Source organism: Clavibacter sp. GW821-FHT01D01 (genome assembly GCF_059422605.1).
The window spans coordinates 177,986-195,489 of the sequence record NZ_JBWKXC010000004.1; the positions used below are offsets into that span (position 1 = coordinate 177,986).

Annotated in this window: 18 protein-coding genes; 10 read left to right on the forward strand and 8 right to left on the reverse strand. The window is 73.0% G+C overall.

Annotated elements, in window-relative coordinates; all coding sequences use genetic code 11:
- Positions 1 to 16 precede the first annotated feature (16 nt).
- A complete protein-coding gene (locus AC07VC_RS07850) occupies positions 17 to 1,411 on the forward strand; it encodes a DNA recombination protein RmuC (protein ID WP_494676286.1) in 1,395 nt (464 codons plus the stop codon).
- A gap of 105 nt (positions 1,412 to 1,516) precedes the next feature.
- A complete protein-coding gene (gene fbaA, locus AC07VC_RS07855; protein WP_317229717.1) occupies positions 1,517 to 2,542 on the forward strand; it encodes a class II fructose-bisphosphate aldolase in 1,026 nt (341 codons plus the stop codon).
- Positions 2,543 to 2,636: 94 nt separating this feature from the next.
- Here fbaA and AC07VC_RS07860 read toward each other — a convergent pair whose 3' ends face one another.
- Together AC07VC_RS07860 and AC07VC_RS07865 are read right to left on the reverse strand one after the other, a co-directional pair.
- Positions 2,637 to 3,485, reverse strand: coding sequence for a DUF6264 family protein (locus tag AC07VC_RS07860; RefSeq protein ID WP_494676287.1), 849 nt, complete (start codon positions 3,483 to 3,485; stop codon positions 2,637 to 2,639).
- Entirely contained in the window at positions 3,482 to 4,516 is a 1,035-nt protein-coding gene (locus AC07VC_RS07865) for a 4-hydroxy-3-methylbut-2-enyl diphosphate reductase (RefSeq protein ID WP_317229728.1), read from the reverse strand. Before AC07VC_RS07865 ends, AC07VC_RS07860 begins: the two co-directional genes overlap by 4 nt.
- 101 nt (positions 4,517 to 4,617) lie before the next feature.
- Between AC07VC_RS07865 and xseA the strand changes: the two genes are divergently transcribed.
- The 5 genes from xseA to AC07VC_RS07890 all read left to right on the forward strand — a co-directional run bounded on the left by xseA (position 4,618) and on the right by AC07VC_RS07890 (position 9,110).
- Positions 4,618 to 5,934, forward strand: coding sequence for an exodeoxyribonuclease VII large subunit (gene xseA, locus AC07VC_RS07870; protein ID WP_494676288.1), 1,317 nt, complete (start codon positions 4,618 to 4,620; stop codon positions 5,932 to 5,934).
- 10 nt (positions 5,935 to 5,944) lie between these two features.
- Positions 5,945 to 6,199 carry an exodeoxyribonuclease VII small subunit gene (locus tag AC07VC_RS07875; protein WP_494676289.1) on the forward strand — a complete coding sequence of 85 codons (255 nt, stop codon included), beginning with the start codon at positions 5,945 to 5,947 and terminating at the stop codon, positions 6,197 to 6,199.
- 2 nt (positions 6,200 to 6,201) lie between these two features.
- Positions 6,202 to 6,921 carry a DUF4245 domain-containing protein gene (locus AC07VC_RS07880; protein WP_494676290.1) on the forward strand — a complete coding sequence of 240 codons (720 nt, stop codon included), beginning with the start codon at positions 6,202 to 6,204 and terminating at the stop codon, positions 6,919 to 6,921.
- Positions 6,918 to 7,565, forward strand: a complete 648-nt coding sequence (locus AC07VC_RS07885; protein ID WP_494676291.1) for a carbonic anhydrase — start codon at positions 6,918 to 6,920, stop codon at positions 7,563 to 7,565. The genes AC07VC_RS07880 and AC07VC_RS07885 overlap by 4 nt, the downstream gene beginning before the upstream one ends.
- A 117-nt stretch (positions 7,566 to 7,682) precedes the next feature.
- A complete protein-coding gene (locus AC07VC_RS07890; RefSeq protein ID WP_317229723.1) occupies positions 7,683 to 9,110 on the forward strand; it encodes a class II fumarate hydratase in 1,428 nt (475 codons plus the stop codon).
- 96 nt (positions 9,111 to 9,206) lie between these two features.
- Here AC07VC_RS07890 and phoH2 read toward each other — a convergent pair whose 3' ends face one another.
- Together phoH2 and AC07VC_RS07900 are read right to left on the reverse strand one after the other, a co-directional pair.
- Entirely contained in the window at positions 9,207 to 10,553 is a 1,347-nt protein-coding gene (gene phoH2, locus AC07VC_RS07895) for an RNA 5'-3' helicase PhoH2 (protein ID WP_494676581.1), read from the reverse strand.
- A 255-nt stretch (positions 10,554 to 10,808) separates the two neighbouring features.
- Positions 10,809 to 11,594 carry an isoprenyl transferase gene (locus AC07VC_RS07900; RefSeq protein ID WP_494676292.1) on the reverse strand — a complete coding sequence of 262 codons (786 nt, stop codon included), beginning with the start codon at positions 11,592 to 11,594 and terminating at the stop codon, positions 10,809 to 10,811.
- Positions 11,595 to 11,674: 80 nt separating this feature from the next.
- On the opposite strand from AC07VC_RS07900, the gene trhA reads away from it, so the two are divergent.
- The gene (trhA, locus tag AC07VC_RS07905; protein ID WP_494676293.1) at positions 11,675 to 12,442 is read left to right on the forward strand and encodes a PAQR family membrane homeostasis protein TrhA; all 768 of its coding nucleotides are present in this window, start codon (positions 11,675 to 11,677) and stop codon (positions 12,440 to 12,442) included.
- 46 nt (positions 12,443 to 12,488) lie between these two features.
- Here the strand turns inward: trhA and AC07VC_RS07910 are convergent, their stop codons facing one another.
- Entirely contained in the window at positions 12,489 to 12,833 is a 345-nt protein-coding gene (locus tag AC07VC_RS07910; RefSeq protein ID WP_317229730.1) for a hypothetical protein, read from the reverse strand.
- Positions 12,833 to 13,714: a mycothiol conjugate amidase Mca gene (mca, locus tag AC07VC_RS07915; RefSeq protein ID WP_494676294.1), complete on the reverse strand. Its 882-nt coding sequence runs from the start codon at positions 13,712 to 13,714 to the stop codon at positions 12,833 to 12,835. Before mca ends, AC07VC_RS07910 begins: the two co-directional genes overlap by 1 nt.
- A 66-nt stretch (positions 13,715 to 13,780) precedes the next feature.
- On the opposite strand from mca, the gene AC07VC_RS07920 reads away from it, so the two are divergent.
- Both AC07VC_RS07920 and greA read left to right on the forward strand, forming a co-directional pair.
- Positions 13,781 to 14,263, forward strand: a complete 483-nt coding sequence (locus AC07VC_RS07920) for a DUF4307 domain-containing protein (protein ID WP_494676295.1) — start codon at positions 13,781 to 13,783, stop codon at positions 14,261 to 14,263.
- Between the two features lie 60 nt (positions 14,264 to 14,323).
- Positions 14,324 to 14,812 carry a transcription elongation factor GreA gene (greA, locus tag AC07VC_RS07925; protein ID WP_191147184.1) on the forward strand — a complete coding sequence of 163 codons (489 nt, stop codon included), beginning with the start codon at positions 14,324 to 14,326 and terminating at the stop codon, positions 14,810 to 14,812.
- A 40-nt stretch (positions 14,813 to 14,852) separates the two neighbouring features.
- On the opposite strand, the gene ilvA is transcribed toward greA, so the two are convergent.
- Both ilvA and AC07VC_RS07935 read right to left on the reverse strand, forming a co-directional pair.
- The gene (gene ilvA / locus AC07VC_RS07930; protein WP_494676296.1) at positions 14,853 to 16,205 is read right to left on the reverse strand and encodes a threonine ammonia-lyase; all 1,353 of its coding nucleotides are present in this window, start codon (positions 16,203 to 16,205) and stop codon (positions 14,853 to 14,855) included.
- Positions 16,202 to 17,437, reverse strand: coding sequence for an AI-2E family transporter (locus AC07VC_RS07935; protein WP_317230789.1), 1,236 nt, complete (start codon positions 17,435 to 17,437; stop codon positions 16,202 to 16,204). Before AC07VC_RS07935 ends, ilvA begins: the two co-directional genes overlap by 4 nt.
- Between the last annotated feature and the right edge of the window lie 67 nt (positions 17,438 to 17,504).

Genomic DNA, 17,504 nt, shown 5'->3' on the forward strand with positions numbered 1-17,504 from the left:
CTGGCACACTGCACGCATGGACCCCGTCATCGCCCTGCTCGTCGGCCTCGTCATCGGCCTGGCCGTGGGCGCGGTGGTGGGCATCGCCGTGTCCCGCGCCCGCTCGGGGGTGGATGCGCCGGGCCGCGCGGGAGAGGCCGCCCGCCTCGCCGCCGCGGAGGCCACCGTCGCGGCGCTCCGGGAGCAGCTGGACCGCACGGAGCGCCTCGCCGAGGAGCAGGTCGGGCAGGCCACCGCGCAGTACGCGGAGCGCGCCCAGGCGCAGGACGCGCTCCACCGCGAGCGGCTGGACGCCCAGGAGTCGCACCTCCGCGAGCAGATCGGCCAGCAGGAGGACCGCATCGCGGAGCTGCAGTCGCGGCTGCGCGAGGTCCAGCGCGCCGAGGTGGCCCGCACCGAGGAGGACGGCCGGGTGCTCACGGCGCTCAGCCCGGTCGCGGAGAGCCTCAAGCAGGTGCAGGCGAAGGTGCACGAGCTCGAGGAGCAGCGCCGCCAGCAGCACGGCGAGCTGAGCGAGCAGCTGCGGAGCGCCACGGAGGCGGAGGAGCGGCTGCGCGCCACCGCCGAGACGCTCGCGTCCGCGCTCCGCTCCAACAGCACGCGCGGCGTGTGGGGCGAGACGCAGCTGCGCAGCGTCGTGGAGGCCGCGGGCCTCATCCACCGCGTCGACTTCGACGTGCAGACCAGCGTCTCCACCGCCCAGGGCGTCGGCCGGCCGGACATGGTGGTGCACCTGCCGGGCGGCAAGAACATCGCGGTGGACGCGAAGGCGCCCTTCACCGCGTACCTCGAGGCGAGCGCCATCCCCGCCTCCGCCACCGGCCCCGAGGGCGCACGACGCGACCACCTCATGAAGCAGCACGTGCAGGCCGTCCGCGACCACATCACGGCGCTCGGCAGCCGGGCCTACTGGGAGGGGCTCGACGCGAGCCCGGAGATGGTCATCGCGTTCATCCCGAGCGAGTCCCTGGTGTCGTCCGCGCTCGAGGCGGATCCGAGCATCATGGAGTTCGCGTTCAGCCGCCGGGTCGCCCTCTCCTCCCCCGTCACGCTGTGGTCGGTGCTCAAGACCGTCGCGTTCAGCTGGCAGCAGGAGGTCCTCACGGAGGACGCGAAGCAGCTCTTCGACCTCAGCCGCGAGCTGCACGCCCGCCTCGCCACCAGCGGCGAGCACATCGCGAAGCTCGGCCGCTCCCTCACGGGCGCCGTCGGCGACTACAACCGCGTCGTCGGATCCCTGGAGCGCCAGGTGCTGCCCACCGCCCGCCGCCTCAGCCGGCTCGACGAGTCCAAGGTCATCGGCACCCTCGCGCCGCTCGAGGCCACCGCGCGCGAGCTGTCGGCGGACGAGTTCACGTCGGCCGCATCCGCTCCCCGGGCGTCCGGGGACGCCGACGCGACCGCTCGGTAGAGTGGCGAGCACGCGGGGCCCGGCCGCGGGAGCACCTCCCACCGGCCGCCGAGGGCCCGCGTCAGCCGCACGGCGTCGCCGTGGATCCGCCGAAGGAGATGCACCATGCCCGTAGCAACCCCCGAGCAGTACGCCGAGATGCTGGATCGCGCCAAGTCCGGCGGATTCGCCTACCCCGCGGTCAACGTCTCGTCCTCGCAGACCATCAACGCGGTCCTCCAGGGGCTCACGGACGCCGGCTCCGACGGCATCATCCAGGTCACCACGGGCGGCGCCGACTACTTCTCCGGCCACACCGTGAAGAACCGCGCGGCGGGCGCCCTCGCCTTCGCGCGCTTCGCCACCGAGGTCGCCAAGAACTACCCCATCACGGTCGCGCTGCACACCGACCACTGCCCGAAGGACGCCCTCGACGGCTTCGTCATCCCCATGATCGAGGCCAGCGAGGAGGAGGTCCGCGCGGGCCGCAACCCCATCTTCCAGTCGCACATGTGGGACGGCTCGGCCATCCCGCTCAACGAGAACCTCGACATCGCGACCGACCTGCTCCCCCGCATGAAGGCCATCAACGCCATCCTCGAGGTCGAGATCGGCGTCGTCGGCGGCGAGGAGGACGGCGTCAGCCACGACACCGGCGCGCACCTCTACACGACCCTCGAGGACGCCATCTCCACCGTCGAGGCCCTCGGCCTCGGCGACCAGGGCCGCTACATGGCCGCCCTCACCTTCGGCAACGTGCACGGCGTGTACAAGCCCGGCGGCGTGCAGCTGCGCCCGTCGCTCCTCAAGGAGATCCAGGACGGCATCCAGTCGAAGTACGGCACGTCCGAGAAGCCGTTCGACCTCGTCTTCCACGGCGGATCCGGCTCCTCCGACGACGAGATCGCCGAGGCCGTGCGCAACGGCGTCGTGAAGATGAACATCGACACCGACACGCAGTACGCGTTCAGCCGCTCCATCGCCGACTCGGTGCTCCGCAACTACGACGGCTTCCTCAAGGTCGACGGCGAGGTGGGCGACAAGAAGACGTACGACCCGCGCGCCTGGGGCAAGACGGCGGAGTCGGCCATGGCGGCCCGCGTCGTCGAGGCCACGCGCCAGCTCGGCTCGCACGGGAAGTCGCAGAGCTAGCGACGGCGGTCGCCCTCCCGCTGCTCGCGGGGGACACGACGGCGGGGCCGGTCCTGGTGGACCGGCCCCGCCGTCGTTCGCGTGCATGCGGGCGTCAGGGCCCGCCGTTCGACATGATCTGCTGGAACGCCGGGTCCTGGATGATGAGCGTCAGCACGAGCACGCTCGTGATGACGGTGGCGAGGACCGCGCCCGCGATGGGCACCCAGAACGCCATGCGGCGGCGCTTGACGAGCTCGAGGGCGATCCAGGCGGTCAGCACGAACACGACCACGTTCACGACGTTGACCGCGATGCCGATGACCGCCGTCTGCGGCGTGACCGTGTAGGTGCCGCCGCCGAAGAGGGCGTAGGACTGGTCGATGGCCTGCGAGGGATCCGAGTTGGCGCCGATGCTGCCGGCCACGTTCACGAGCCCGGCGGCGAGCAGGCCGATGGTGATGGCCGCGTCGAACCGCCGCGGCGCACGACGCGGCTCCTGGCCGGCGAGGTAGCCGGGGCGTCCGGGCGTCGTACCCGGAGCCGAGCCGGCGGGCTGGTCCGGAGCGGGATCCGGGCGCGCGGGAGCGGGTGCGCGTCGCGCATCCCGGCGCTCCGTCGCGGCGGTCCTCTCGGATGCGCGACGCGCGTCCACCGCGGCCTTCTCGGCGTCGCGGCGCTCGGCCTGCTGGCGCTCGCGCGCGGCCTTGCGCTCCGCCGCCATCTGCTCGGCGAGGGTCTGGGGCGCCGCCTGATTGCCGGCCTTCCTGCCCTTCGCGACGCCCTCGCCACCCGGGGCGTCCCGGGCGGCCGCGGCCTCGCGGTAGGCGGCCGCCTCCGCGACGATGCGCGCATCGGCCTCGGACAGCTCCGAGGAGCCGCCCGCGGAGGACGACGGGGACGCGTACTCGCCGAAGCGCGGGGCGGGCCGGCCGGAGCGGCGCTGCCCGTCGTCGTCGCTCACGCGCGGGTGCGCCCGCCGATGGCGCGCGAGTCCGTGTTGCCGGACTGGTCCTTGCGCAGCTCCTTGGGGAGCGAGAACACGAGGTCCTCCTCGGCGGTCACGACCGCGGTCACGTCGCCGTAGCCGGCGTCGGCGAGGTCGTCGAGGAGCTCCTGCACGAGCACCTCGGGGACGGAGGCGCCGCTCGTGACGCCGACCGTCTGCACGCCGTCCAGCCACTCCTGCTTGACCTCGGAGGCGTAGTCCACGCGGTAGGACGCCTTCGCGCCGTACTCGAGGGCCACCTCGACGAGTCGGACCGAGTTGGAGCTGTTCGCGGAGCCGATGACGATGACGAGGTCGGCGTCGACCGCGACCTTCTTGATGGCCACCTGGCGGTTCTGCGTGGCGTAGCAGATGTCGTCGCTCGGCGGGTCCTGCAGGTTCGGGAAGCGCGCGCGGAGGCGGCGGACGGTCTCCATGGTCTCGTCGACCGAGAGCGTGGTCTGGGACAGCCAGACCAGGTTGTCCGGGTCCCGCACCTCGATGGTGTCGGCGTGCTCCGGGGAGTTGACGACGATGGTCTGCTCGGGCGCCTCGCCCGCGGTGCCCTCGACCTCCTCGTGGCCCTCGTGGCCGATGAGGAGGATCTGCTTGTCGGCCTTCGCGAAGCGCACGGCCTCGCGGTGGACCTTGGTGACCAGCGGGCAGGTCGCGTCGATGGCCTGGAGGCCGCGGTCGGCGGCGCCCTGCACGACGGCCGGCGAGACGCCGTGGGCGCTGAAGACGACGTGGGCGCCGGTGGGCACCTCGTCGACCTCCTCCACGAAGATCGCGCCCATGCGCTCGAGGGTGGAGACGACGTGCACGTTGTGGACGATCTGCTTCCGCACGTAGACGGGGGCGCCGTAGCGCTCGAGGGCCTTCTCGACGGCGACGACGGCGCGGTCGACGCCGGCGCAGTAGCCCCGCGGAGCGGCGAGCAGGACCTTCTTGGGTCCGTCCACCGGGTTATCCTTGAGCCTGTTGCGGACGCCGGGCATCCGGGGCATCGACAGGCTGACGACGGGTGCTCCCACGAGTCGCTGGTCAGTGGTCGCTGTAGTCACGCATCCGATTGTATGCGCCCGCGCTGGGCGCCGAGTGGGGAGCCATGAGCGAGACGCGCACCGTGTCCATGCCCGCCGCGGGGGCCCCGACCGTCGACGCGCCGTGGCCCGTCTCGGTGCTGTCCGGCAAGGTCAAGGGCTGGATCGACCGCCTCGGCACGGCCTGGGTCGAGGGCGAGATCACCCAGTGGGGCGGCTCCGGCGGCAACGTCTACGGCAAGCTCAAGGACCTCGACGTCGACGCCACCATCAGCTTCACGGTCTGGTCGTCCGTGCGCGCGAAGATCCCTGCCGACCTCGGCCAGGGCGCCCGCGTCGTCGCGCTCGTCAAGCCCAACTACTGGGTCAAGGGCGGCACGCTCACCATGCAGGTGCTGGAGATGCGGCACGTCGGCCTCGGCGACCTGCTCGAGCGCCTCGAGCGCCTGCGTCAGACGCTGCGCGCGGAGGGCCTGTTCGACGCGGACCGCAAGCGGCGCCTCCCGTTCCTCCCCGGCTGCATCGGCCTCATCACCGGCAAGGACTCCGACGCCGAGAAGGACGTCCTCCGGAATGCGCAGCTGCGCTGGCCGAGCGTGCGCTTCCGCGTCGTGCACACCGCCGTGCAGGGCGACCGGGCCGCCGGCGAGGTCACGCGCGCCATCGGCGTGCTCGACGAGGATCCCGAGGTGGACGTCATCGTCATCGCCCGGGGCGGCGGCGACTTCCAGAACCTGCTCGTCTTCAGCGACGAGACCCTGGTGCGCACCGCGGCCGCGTGCCGCACCCCGCTCGTGAGCGCCATCGGCCACGAGGCCGACCGGCCCCTGCTCGACGACGTGGCCGACCTCCGCGCCTCCACCCCCACCGACGCCGCGAAGCGCGTGGTGCCGGACGTCTCCGAGGAGCTCGCCCGCGTGCAGCAGGCCCGCGCCCGCATCGGCATGCGCCTCACCTCGCAGGTGCGGGGGGAGATCGACCGCATCGAGCAGCTGCGCTCCCGTCCGGTGCTCACGGGCTCCGCGTGGATCGTCGACTCGCGCGCCGAGGAGCTCGGCCGCTACATCGCGCGGTCCGCCGAGCTCGCCGGCCGCGTCGTGGAGCGCGGCGTGCAGCAGACGAGCGAGCTCTCGCGGCAGCTGCGCGCCCTGTCCCCGCAGCACGTCCTCGACCGCGGGTACGCCATCGTGCAGGCCGCCGACGGATCCGCGCTCCGCACCCCCGCCGACGCCCCCGCAGGCACCGGCCTCGTCCTCCGCCTCGCCGCCGGCGCGCTGGGCGCAACCTCCACCGGCCCCACCGACGACATCCCGTCGTCGGCCGCCCTCCTGCCCTCGTCCCCCACCCCCGGGGCCCGGCCCGCGCCCGGCTCCGAAAGCTAGGATCTCCCCCATGCCCACCAGCCCCGCCGACACCGGCACCGACACCGGCGCCCGCCTGCCCGACGTCTCCGAGCTCAGCTACGAGGAGGCCCGGGACGCGCTGGTGCGCGTCGTCAACGACCTCGAGCAGGGCGCGTCCACGCTCGAGGAGTCGATCGCCCTGTGGGAGCGCGGCGAGGCCCTCGCGGCCCGCTGCGAGGAGTGGCTGCTCGGCGCCAAGGCACGGCTCGACGCCGCCCGCACCACCGCGTCCGACGCCGGCTGACCGTGGCGAAGGACCGCACGCCGAACGTCGTCGCCGAGCTCGGCCGGCCGGAGACGCCCGAGGAGACCGCCGCCCGCAAGGCCGCCGACTCCCGCCGGCACCGCGCCAAGCAGACCTTCCGCAACCTGCTGTACTCGCTCATCGTCACGGTCGCCACCGTCGCGGTCATCATCGCGCTGGTGCCCCGCTCGAACACCACGATCCTGCCCGACGTCGACTACGGCGCCACGGCCGCCGAGGCGCAGGGCGGCTTCCCGCAGACCCTCGTCGTACCCGACCTGCCCACGGCCTGGAAGAGCAACGACGCCGAGATCCGGCCTGCAGGCCGCGACGGCGTCGCCGTCTGGTACATCGGCCTCATCACGCCGAGCAACCGCTACATCGGCATCTCCCAGGGCATCGACGCGAACCCCACCTGGCTGGCCGAGACCCTGCGGTCCGCGCCGGAGGTGAGCCGCGAGGAGATCGGCGGCCTCGAGTGGACCCTGTACGACAACGGCCAGGCCGACGACCCGGGCAACGTGGTCCTCGCGGCGAGCGCCGTCGACGGCGACAGCACGTACGCGGTCTACGGCACGGCCGACGCCAACGAGCTGCGCACCGCCATCGACGCGGTCGCCGCCGCGCGGGGCACGGCGGCGGGCTCCTCCGCCACCCCCGCCCCGACGCCCGCGGACGGCGCCACGAGCACCACCGCACCCGGAGAGGGGATCGAGGGATGACCGATCAGGACGAGGTCACGCAGGCACCCGCCGAGGTGTGGGCCGAGATGGTCGAGGGCAACGCGCGCTTCGTCCAGGGCGCGCCCCAGCACCCGCGGCAGGACGTCGAGCGCCGCGCGGCCCTCGCGCACGTGCAGCGCCCGGTCGCCGCGCTCTTCGGCTGCAGCGACTCCCGGCTCGCCGCCGAGATCATCTTCGACAAGGGCCTCGGCGACCTCTTCGTGGTGCGCAACGCCGGCCAGATCATCTCCGACTCGGTCCTCGGCAGCCTCGAGTACGCGGTCGCCGTGCTGGGCGTGCCGCTCATCGTCGTGCTCGGCCACGACGAGTGCGGCGCCGTCCGCGCGGCCATCGAGAGCGCGGCGCCCGACGCGGAGGCGCTGCCGCCGCACATCGCGCGCCTCATCGCCCCCATCGAGCCCGCCGTCCGCCGCGTGGCGGGCGACCCCGTCGTGCCGTCCGAGGTCGACGCGGGCGAGGTCGGGCGCCAGCACCTGCGCGACACCGTGACCCGCATGCTGGAGGCCTCCGAGATGATCTCCGACCGGGTGGCGGCCGGTAGCCTGGCCATCGTCGGCGCCAACTACAAGCTCCTCGAGGGCACCGCGGTGCCCGACGTCATCGTGGGCGACATCCCCCGCTAGGGGCGACGTCCGCGGAGGCCCACCCCGCGCGCCGGAAGGCGCCGTGTGCGCGCCGCCCCCGTACCCCGGGCCCACGAGGCCCGGTGCATCACCCGTCCCGAAGGAGAGAGAAACAGCGTGGTCGACACTTCCCCCGGATCAGACAGCGGCACGACGGACGAGTTCCGCATCGAGCACGACACGATGGGCGAGGTGCGGGTCCCGAGGGACGCGCTCTACGCCGCCCAGACGCAGCGCGCCGTCGAGAACTTCCCCATCTCCGGCCGCGGCCTCGAGCCCGCGCAGATCCAGGCGCTGGCCCGCATCAAGCGCGCCGCCGCGATCGTCAACGGCGAGATGGGCATCATCGACGCGGACGTCGCCGAGGCCATCGTCGCCGCGGCGGACCAGGTGGCGGGCGGATCCCACCACGAGCACTTCCCCATCGACGTGTACCAGACAGGCTCCGGCACGAGCTCGAACATGAACATGAACGAGGTCCTCGCGGCCCTCGCCACGTCCTCGCTCGGGAAGCCCGTGCACCCGAACGACCACGTCAACGCCTCGCAGTCGTCGAACGACGTGTTCCCCACCTCGGTGCACGTCGCCGTCACGGGCGCGCTCCTCGCCGAGCTGATCCCCGCCCTCGAGCACCTCGCGGAGGCGCTGGAGTCGAAGGCCGAGGCGTGGAAGGGGCTCGTCAAGGCGGGCCGCACGCACCTCATGGACGCGACCCCGGTCACCTTCGGCCAGGAGTTCGCCGGCTACGCCCGCCAGGTGCGCCTCGGCATCGAGCGCGTCCGCACCGCGCTCCCCCGCGTCGCGGAGGTCCCCCTCGGCGGCACGGCCACGGGCACGGGCATCAACACGCCGCTCGGGTTCCCGCAGAAGGTCATCCAGGTGCTCGCCGACGACACCGGCCTGCCCGTCACCGAGGCGCTCGACCACTTCGAGGCGCAGGGCGCGCGTGACGGCCTGGTCGACGCCTCCGGCGCGCTCCGCACGCTCGCGGTGAGCCTCACCAAGATCTGCAACGACATCCGCTGGATGGGCTCGGGCCCCAACACGGGCCTCGGCGAGCTGCACATCCCCGACCTCCAGCCCGGGTCCTCGATCATGCCCGGCAAGGTCAACCCGGTCATCCCGGAGGCCGTCCTCATGGTCTGCGCGCGCGTCATCGGCAACGACGCGACCGTCGCCTGGGCGGGCGCCTCGGGCCTGTTCGAGCTCAACGTCGCGATCCCCGTGATGGGCTCGTCGCTGCTCGAGTCGATCCGCATCCTCTCGACCTCCACGCGCCTGCTCGCCGACAAGACGGTCGACGGGCTCCGCGTCAACGAGGAGCACGCGCGCGCGCTCGCGGAGTCGTCGCCCTCCATCGTCACGCCGCTGAACCGCATCATCGGGTACGAGGCCGCGGCGAGGATCGCGAAGCACTCGGTCGCGCAGAAGATGACGGTGCGCGAGGCCGTCGTCGACCTCGGCTACGTCGAGCGCGGCGAGATCACCGAGGAGCAGCTCGACCAGGGCCTCGACGTGCTGCGGATGACGGCGCCCGGCCTCTAGGCCCGCGCGCCTCGCAGCGCGCACCGCACGACGGACGCCGACGGGCGCCGGTCCCCTCGGGGACCGGCGCCCGTCGTCATGCGGCGGCTGCGCGCGTCACACGGGATCGCCGTCGAGCAGACCCGTGACGAGCGCCGCGATGGCGCTCCGCTCCGAGCGCGTCAGCGTGATGTGGCCGAACAGCTCGTGGCCCTTCAGCGTCTCGATGACGCTGGCGACGCCGTCGTGCCGGCCGACCCGCAGGTTGTCCCGCTGCGCCACGTCGTGCGTGAGCACCACGCGCGAGTTCTGCCCGATGCGGCTGAGCACCGTGAGCAGCACGTTCCGCTCGAGCGACTGGGCCTCGTCGACGATCACGAACGCGTCGTGCAGCGAGCGCCCGCGGATGTGGGTGAGCGGCAGCACCTCGAGGATCCCCCGCTCCACCACCTCGTCCATGACGTTCTGCGAGACGACCGATCCGAGGGTGTCGAACACGGCCTGCGCCCACGGGTTCATCTTCTCCGCGGCGTCGCCCGGCAGGTAGCCGAGCTCCTGGCCGCCCACCGCATAGAGCGGCCGGAACACCATGATCTTGCGGTGCTGCTGCTTCTCCAGCACAGCCTCGAGCGCGGCGCAGAGGGCGAGCGCCGACTTGCCGGTGCCCGCGCTGCCGCCGAGGGACACGATGCCCACCTCGCGGTCCAGGAGCAGGTCGATCGCGAGCCGCTGCTCGGCCGAGCGCCCCTTGAGCCCGAACACCTCCCGGTCGCCGCGCACGGACTTGACGGTGCCGCGGCGGACGACCCGGCCGAGGGCGGATCCCCGGTCGGAGTGGAGGACGACGCCCGTGTTCACGGGCAGGTCCTGCACCGCCCGCGTCTGGAGCGTGTCGCGCTCGTACAGGTCGGCCATCTGCTCGCTGGAGAGCGTGACGTCGGCCATGCCGGTCCAGCCGCTGTCGATCGCGAGCTCGGCCCGGTACTCCTCCGCCGGGAGGCCGATGGAGGCGGCCTTCACGCGCAGCGGCATGTCCTTGGAGACGACCGTGACGGCGAGGCCCTCGGTCGACAGATTGAGGGCGACCGCGAGGATCCGCGAGTCGTTGTCTCCGAGCTGCAGCCCGTTGGGGAGCGCCGCCATGCTCGAGTGGTTGAGCTCGACCCGCAGGGTGCCGCCGGCGTCGCCCACCTCGATGGGGAAGTCGAGCCGCTCGTGCTCCTCCCGGAGCTGGTCGAGGTGGCGGAGGGCCTGGCGGGCGAAGTAGCCGATCTCCGGGTCGTTCCGCTTCGACTCGAGCTCCGTGATGACGATGACCGGGATCACCACCGCGTGCTCGGCGAAGCGGAACAGCGCCCGCGGGTCGGACAGGAGGACGGAGGTGTCGAGCACGTACGTGCGCTCGGCCTGCCGCGTCCCCCCTCCCGGGCCGGCGTGCCGTGCGGTGCTGCTCTGGCTGTCCATCGGGGCCACGGGCCACTCCATCCCCGAGCGTTCGCGCTCGGATCCTGACGGCGATCGGGCCACGGTGACGAGAAGCGATGCGGCGGCCCTCTCGATCGGGCGCCATGCCCGATGAGTGGAACCTACGTCGGGACCCCGCCCGCTGACCAGTGCCACGCGCGTCCCGATGTGTCAGGGACATTAACTCTTGCCCGGCGTCGCGGCGTCGGCCGGCGGCGCGGGGCGGCGCGGTGCCCGGAGGCCCGGCGGGACGCGTCAGGAGCCGAAGCGGCGCTGGCGGGAGGAGTAGTCGCGCAGGGCGCGGAGGAAGTCGACCTCGCGGAGGTCGGGCCCGAGCGCCTCCATGAAGTAGAGCTCGCTGTGGGCCGACTGCCAGAGCATGAAGTCGCTGATGCGCTGCTCGCCCGAGGTGCGGATGACCAGGTCCGGATCCGGCTGCCCGCCCGTGTAGAGGTGCTCGCCGATGAGGTCGGGCGTGAGGAGGGCCGCGAGGTCCTCGAGGGTGCCGCCGGCGAGGTGGTGCGACTGGACGATGCTGCGCATGGCGTCCGCGATCTCGGTGCGCCCGCCGTAGCCGACCGCGAGGTTGATGTGGAGTCCCGCGTTCTCCTTGGAGCGCTCCTCCGACGCGTCGAGCCGGGCGAGGAGCTCGGGCGGCAGGCCCTCGTCCGAGCCGACGTGCTTGACGCGCCAGTCGCGGTGCCGGGAGAGGTCCTCGGCGAGCTCGCCGATGATGTCGATGAGCGCCGTGAGCTCGGCGCTGCCCCGGCCCGTGAGGTTGTCGGTGGAGAGCAGGTAGAGCGTCGTGACCTTGATGTCGAGGTCGTCGCACCACTCGAGGAACTCGAGGAACTTCGCCGCCCCCGCACGGTGTCCATGGGCCGCCGACTCGAGGCCGAGCTGGCGCGCCCAGCGGCGGTTGCCGTCGAGGATCATCGCGATGTGGTGCGGCAGGGCGGTGCGGTCGAGGCCGCGGCGGATGCGCTTCTGGTACGCCCGGTAGAGGAGACCGCGCCACGGTCGGATCGGCTTCTCTCGCACGTGTCCCACGCTATCCCACGTCCCGGGAGCGCGGATCGCCCGGCCGGGTGACGTCACCGGGGCTGTCCTACACTCGCAGGATGACGCCCGCCGCCGCCTCCCCCGGACCGCTCGGCACCCCGGAGGACCGGCCCGCAGCGTCGCGCCGCGAGGAGGACGGGCCCGTCCCGCACCTCCCGCTCGTCGAGGACGCGCAGGACGCGGGTCCCGAGCCCCGGCCCACCTGGCGCGGCTGGCTGCACGCCGGCATGACGCCCGTGGCCCTCGTGCTCGGCGTCGTGCTCATCGCCGTGGCCGACGGCACCGCCGCCCGCATCGCCTGCGCCGTGTTCGTGGCGTCGTCGCTGCTGCTGTTCGGCGTCTCGGCCGTCTACCACCGGTTCGACTGGTCGCCGCGCACGAAGGTCCTCCTGAAGCGCATGGACCACGCGAACATCTTCCTGCTCATCGCCGGCTCGTACACGCCCATCACCGTGCTGGCCCTGCCCCACGGGAAGTCGGTGCTGCTGCTCTGGCTGGTGTGGTCGGGCGCGGTCCTCGGCGTGCTGTTCCGCGTGCTGTGGATCGGCGCCCCGCGCTGGCTCTACGTGCTCCTGTACCTGGTGCTCGGCTACGCGTCGCTCGTCTTCATCGTCGACTTCTTCCGCGCCGACGCCGCGATGATGACGCTCATCCTCGCGGGCGGCCTCGCCTACACGGTGGGCGCCGTCGTGTACGCGCTGAAGCGGCCGAACCCGTGGCCCGGCCGCTTCGGCTTCCACGAGATCTTCCACGCGTTCACGCTGGTGGCGTTCCTCTGCCACTGGACGGGGATCCTGCTGGTGGCGACCGACCCGCCGCTCGTCTGACGCGCGCCGCCCGTCTGACGCGCGCCGCCCGTCCGGCGGGCGCCGCTCAGGCGCGGGGCGGGTCCGCCGGGTCGTCCGGCGTGGCGGGAGCGTCCGGTGCGGCCTCCGCGGCCGGGGACGTGCGCGGTCCCCGTTCCGGCGCCGCGTCGCGGGCGAGGTCGGCCTCGAGCTTCTCGGCCTCCAGCCGCCCGCGGATCTCCTCGCGGTAGCGGGTGCGTCGGATCCGGCGCGTCATGTCCACCATGAGCAGCAGCACCACGATCGCGACGAAGAAGATCGCGATGAAGCCGATCGGACCCGGGGAGACCGTGTCCGGGTCGAACTCGGCCGTGGGGGTGGGGCTCGGCGTCGTGACGGCGGCGGCGAGCCGGAGGACGAGGTCCTGGCGCATCACGCGCGCACCGCCCGCTCCTCGTCGACGATCCCGGCGAAGAGGTCGTGCTCCTCGTCCGGCGCGTCGACGCGCGACTCCACGAGCTGGAAGTCCTCGAACGGCCACGCCCGCTGCTGCAGGTCGCGCGGCCAGCGGAAGAACGTGCTGTCGGGGGCGACCTGGCTCGCGTGCGAGAGCAGCGCGCGGTCGCGGGCCTCGAAGTGCTCGCCCACGTCCACGTGCGTCGTCGCGAGGTCGGGGCGGTCGCCCATCCAGCCGAGCATCTCGTCGACGGCCTCGAGCATCTCGGGCGCCGCGTCGTCCGCGACGAGGTGCTCGCGGACCGCGCGGAGCTTGGCGCCGTTGAAGATCCGGTCGAAGTAGAGCTTGGAGACCTGCCACGGCGCGCCCGCGTCGGGGTAGGAGCCGGCGACGCCGGACTCGCGCCACGCCTCCATGGCCACCACGTGCGCCTGGATGTGGTCGGGGTGCGGGTAGCCGCCGTTCTCGTCGTACGCCACCAGCACGTGCGGCCGGAACTCGCGCACGAGGCGGATGAGCGGCTCGGCCGAGACCTCCACCGGGATGCTCGCGAAGCTCGCGGGCGGCAGCGAGCCGTCCTCCCGCGCCATGCCGGAGTCGACGTAGCCGAGCCAGCGGTGCTGCACGCCCATGACGGCCTGCGCGCGCGCCATCTCGATGCGGCGGAGGCCCGGGAGGTCGCGCTCCGCCATCGCGCGCTCGGCCAGCCCCTCGTTGAGGATGTCGCCGGCCTCGCCGCCGGTGCAGCTGACGGCCATGACCTCGGCACCCTGCTGCGTGTAGTGGGTGTACGTCGCCGCACCCTTGCTCGACTCGTCGTCGGGGTGGGCATGCACGGCCATGAGGCGCAGGGTCACGGGGCTCCAAGGGTGGGGACGGTAGTCTGGACCTCCAGGGTACAAGGTGCGTGTGGAGGAGTTGCCGTGACGACAGGGTCCCGCTCCCCCGTCCCCGCCGGCGCCTCCGCGGAGGACGACGAGACCGTCGAGCACCGCGTCCCCGCGCTCCCCACCACCGCCGCGCTCGACGAGCGGTACGGGCGCACGCGCCCCGCGCGGATCCGCCAGCGCTGGCTCTACGGCACAGCCGGCGGCCTCGTCGCCGTGGTGTTCGGCGCGTGGGTGCTGTGGGCGGGGATCGACCAGGCGTCCGGCTCCATCGACGCCACCGACCGCGCGTTCGACATCGTCGACGACCGCACCATCGACGTGACCTTCTCCGTCGTCATGCCGGCGGGCGAGGCGGCGTGGTGCGCCGTGCAGGCGCAGGACGAACAGCGCTCCATCGTCGGCTGGAAGGTCGTCGAGCTCCCGGCCCGTGACGCGTTCGAGCGGATGGAGACGGTGCGCCTCCGCACGACCGGTCCCGCCGTCACCGGCTTGATCCACAGCTGCTGGCCCGCCTAGAGTGGGGGATTCGCCCTGACGGATCCGTCGGGGCGTCCGTGCGAGTGCAAGGAGTCCATCGTGGCGCAGGAGCAGGCAGTCACCTGGCTGACCCAGGAGGCGTTCGACCGCCTCAGCAGGGAGCTCGACACCCTCAGCGTGCAGGGCCGCGAGGAGATCGCGAAGAAGATCGAGATCGCCCGCGAGGAGGGCGACCTCAAGGAGAACGGCGGCTACCACGCCGCCAAGGAGGAGCAGGGCAAGATCGAGGCCCGCATCCGCCAGCTCACGCAGCTGCTCCGCACAGCCGAGGTCGGGGACGCCCCCGAGAGCCACGGCGTCGTGGAGCCCGGCACCGTCGTCACCGCGCTCATCGCGGGCGACGAGACGAAGTTCCTGCTCGGCAACCGGGAGATCGCGGGCGACAGCGACCTCGACGTCTACAGCGAGCAGTCGCCGCTCGGCGCCGCCATCATCGGCTGGGAGGTCGGGCGGAAGGGCGCGTACACCGCGCCGAACGGCCGCGAGATCCCCGTCGAGATCCAGGCCGTGGAGAACTACACGCCGTAGTCGCGACGCATCCTCCGCCGTCCCGGGTGCCGGCGCGTCGTCAGTCGCGCTGCAGGCGCGGGTCGTACCCGGCCTCGCGCAGGCGCTGGACGACCTCGGCGGTGTGCTCCGGGCCCCGGGTCTCGACGCTCACCTCGAGCTCGACCTCGCTGATCTGCAGTCCCTGGCCGTGCCGCGTGTGCAGCACCTCGACCACGTTGGCGTTCGCCTCGGAGATGATCTGCGAGGTGCGCGCGAGCTGGCCGGGGCGGTCGGGCAGCATGATCCGCAGCTTCACGTAGCGGTCGGACGCGGCGAGGCCCCGGCTGATGACGCGCTCCATCATGAGCGGGTCGATGTTGCCCCCGGAGAGGATGACGACCGTGCGGCCGGCGTCCCGCACGAGGCCCGCGAGGATCGCCGCGACGCCCACGGCGCCGGCCGGCTCCACCACGAGCTTCGCGCGCTCCAGGAGGAGGAGCAGGGCGCGCGCCGTGTCGTCGTCCTCGACCGTGACCACCTCGTCCACGCTGTCGCGGATGATGTCGAAGTTCAGCAGGCCCGGCTTCGCGACCGCGATGCCGTCGGCGATGGTGGGCGTGATCTCGATCTCGGTCGCGCGGCCCGCGGCGAGCGAGGGCGGGTACGCGGCGGCGTTCCGGGCCTGCACGCCGACGACGCGGATCGTCCGGCCCTCCTGCGCGGCGCGGAGCTTCAGCGCGGTCGCGACGCCCGAGATGAGCCCGCCGCCGCCGATGGGGACGACGACCGTCTCGACGTCGGGCGTCTGGTCGAGGATCTCGAGGCCGAGCGTGGCCTGGCCCGTGATGACGTCCTCGTGGTCGAAGGGCGGGATGAGCACCGCGCCGGTCTGCGCCGCGAACTCCGCGGCGGCCAGCAGCGGCTCCGCGACCGTGTGGCCGCGCAGGATGACCTCGGCGCCGTACTGCCGGGTGGCCTGGAGCTTCGGCAGCGCGACGCCCGTGGGCATGAAGATCGTCGCGCGGATCCCGAGCTCGCGCGCCGCGAACGCGACGCCCTGCGCGTGGTTGCCCGCGGAGGCGGCGACCACGCCCCGCGCCTTCTCCTCGTCGGTGAGCCGCGAGATGCGGTTGTAGGCGCCGCGGATCTTGTACGACCCGGTGCGCTGCAGGTTCTCGCACTTGAGGTGCACGGGGCTGCCGAGGATCTCCGCGAGGAAGCGCGAGGACTCCATCGGCGTCACGTCGGCCACGCGGCCGACGACCTGGCGGGCCTCCTCGATGCGGGCGAGCGTGGGCGCGGATCCGCCCGGCAGCTCCCCGGCGAGGGCGGCGGCGTCCTCCCCCAGCTGGCTCGGGTCGAGCTCGTCGCCGACGGCGCGCAGGAGCGGCGGGTCGGCGTGCGCGGCGGGGGCGGTGGCGGCGTCGGTCATGGGGTGCGCTTCCTGGGGCGGGGACGGCGGGTGGCGTGCGAGGCGTCGGCGGGGACGGCGGGAGGCGGGGGCTCGGGCTGCCCGCGCCAGGCTCCGCTCGCCACGTGCTTGACCATGGAGTTGACGGTGGCGACGAGCGGCACGGCGAAGAACGTGCCCGCGATGCCGCCAACCATCCCGCCGGCCGCGACCGACAGGACCACGGCGAGCGGGTGCACCTTCACGACCGAGCCCATGATGAGCGGCTGGAGGACGTGCCCCTCCACCTGCTGCACGATGAGCACGATCGCGATCATGATGAGCGCCTGCGTGAGCCCGTTGTAGACGAGCGCGACGAACACGGCGAGCGTGCCCGTGACGACGGCGCCGACGATGGGGATGAAGGACCCGAGGAACACCAGCACGCCGATGGGGATGGCCAGCGGCACCCCGATGATGGCGGCGCCGCCCGCGATGCCGACCGCGTCGATGAGGGCGACGAGCACCTGCACCTTCACGAAGTTCTGCAGCGTGGTCCAGCCCGCCCGGCCCGCGCCGTCGACGGCGGGCCGCGCCAGCCGCGGGAACAGGCGGACGACCCAGCGCCACATGCCCGCGCCGTCGATGAGGATGAACAGGGTCGAGAACAGCACCAGCAGGACGCCCGCGAGCACGTGCCCGAGCGAGGAGGTGACGGACAGCGCGCCGCTCAGCAGCACGCCCGCGTCGCGCTGGACCGCGTCGACCGCTTGGGTGTACGCGTCGTTCAGCTGCGCCTCGGAGAGCTGCAGCGGGCCGTCGGTGAGGAAGCCGCGGACGTCCGCGTAGCGCGTGAGCGTCTGCGCCCGGATGGAGTCGTACTGGCCGATGATCTGCGTCGTCACGAGGTAGACGAGCGCCGCCACCGCGACGATGACGCCGATCTCGGAGATCGCGACCGCGAGCCACTTGGGCACGTGGTGGCGCTGCATCCACGACGAGATGGGCACGAGGAGCGCCGCGAGGACGATGGCGAGCAGCAGCGGGATCACGACGTACTCGAGCTGGATCACGAGCCAGCCCACGACCCCCAGCACGCCGAGGATGAGGAGCAGGCGCCACGCCCACGCGCCCGCGATGACCATGCCCGGCGGCACGGTCTCCGCGACAGTGCGCGCGACCGGCTGGACGCTGTCGATGTCGGGATCGGCGCGGCGCTCGACCGCGCGGGCGTCCGCCGCGGCGCGGGCGCGGGATCGCTGGCCGAAGATCATGCTGGGAGTCTAGGACGGGCCTCCCGTGAGCCGGTGCCGGGCGGATGCGCGGCCCGGCCCGCCGGAT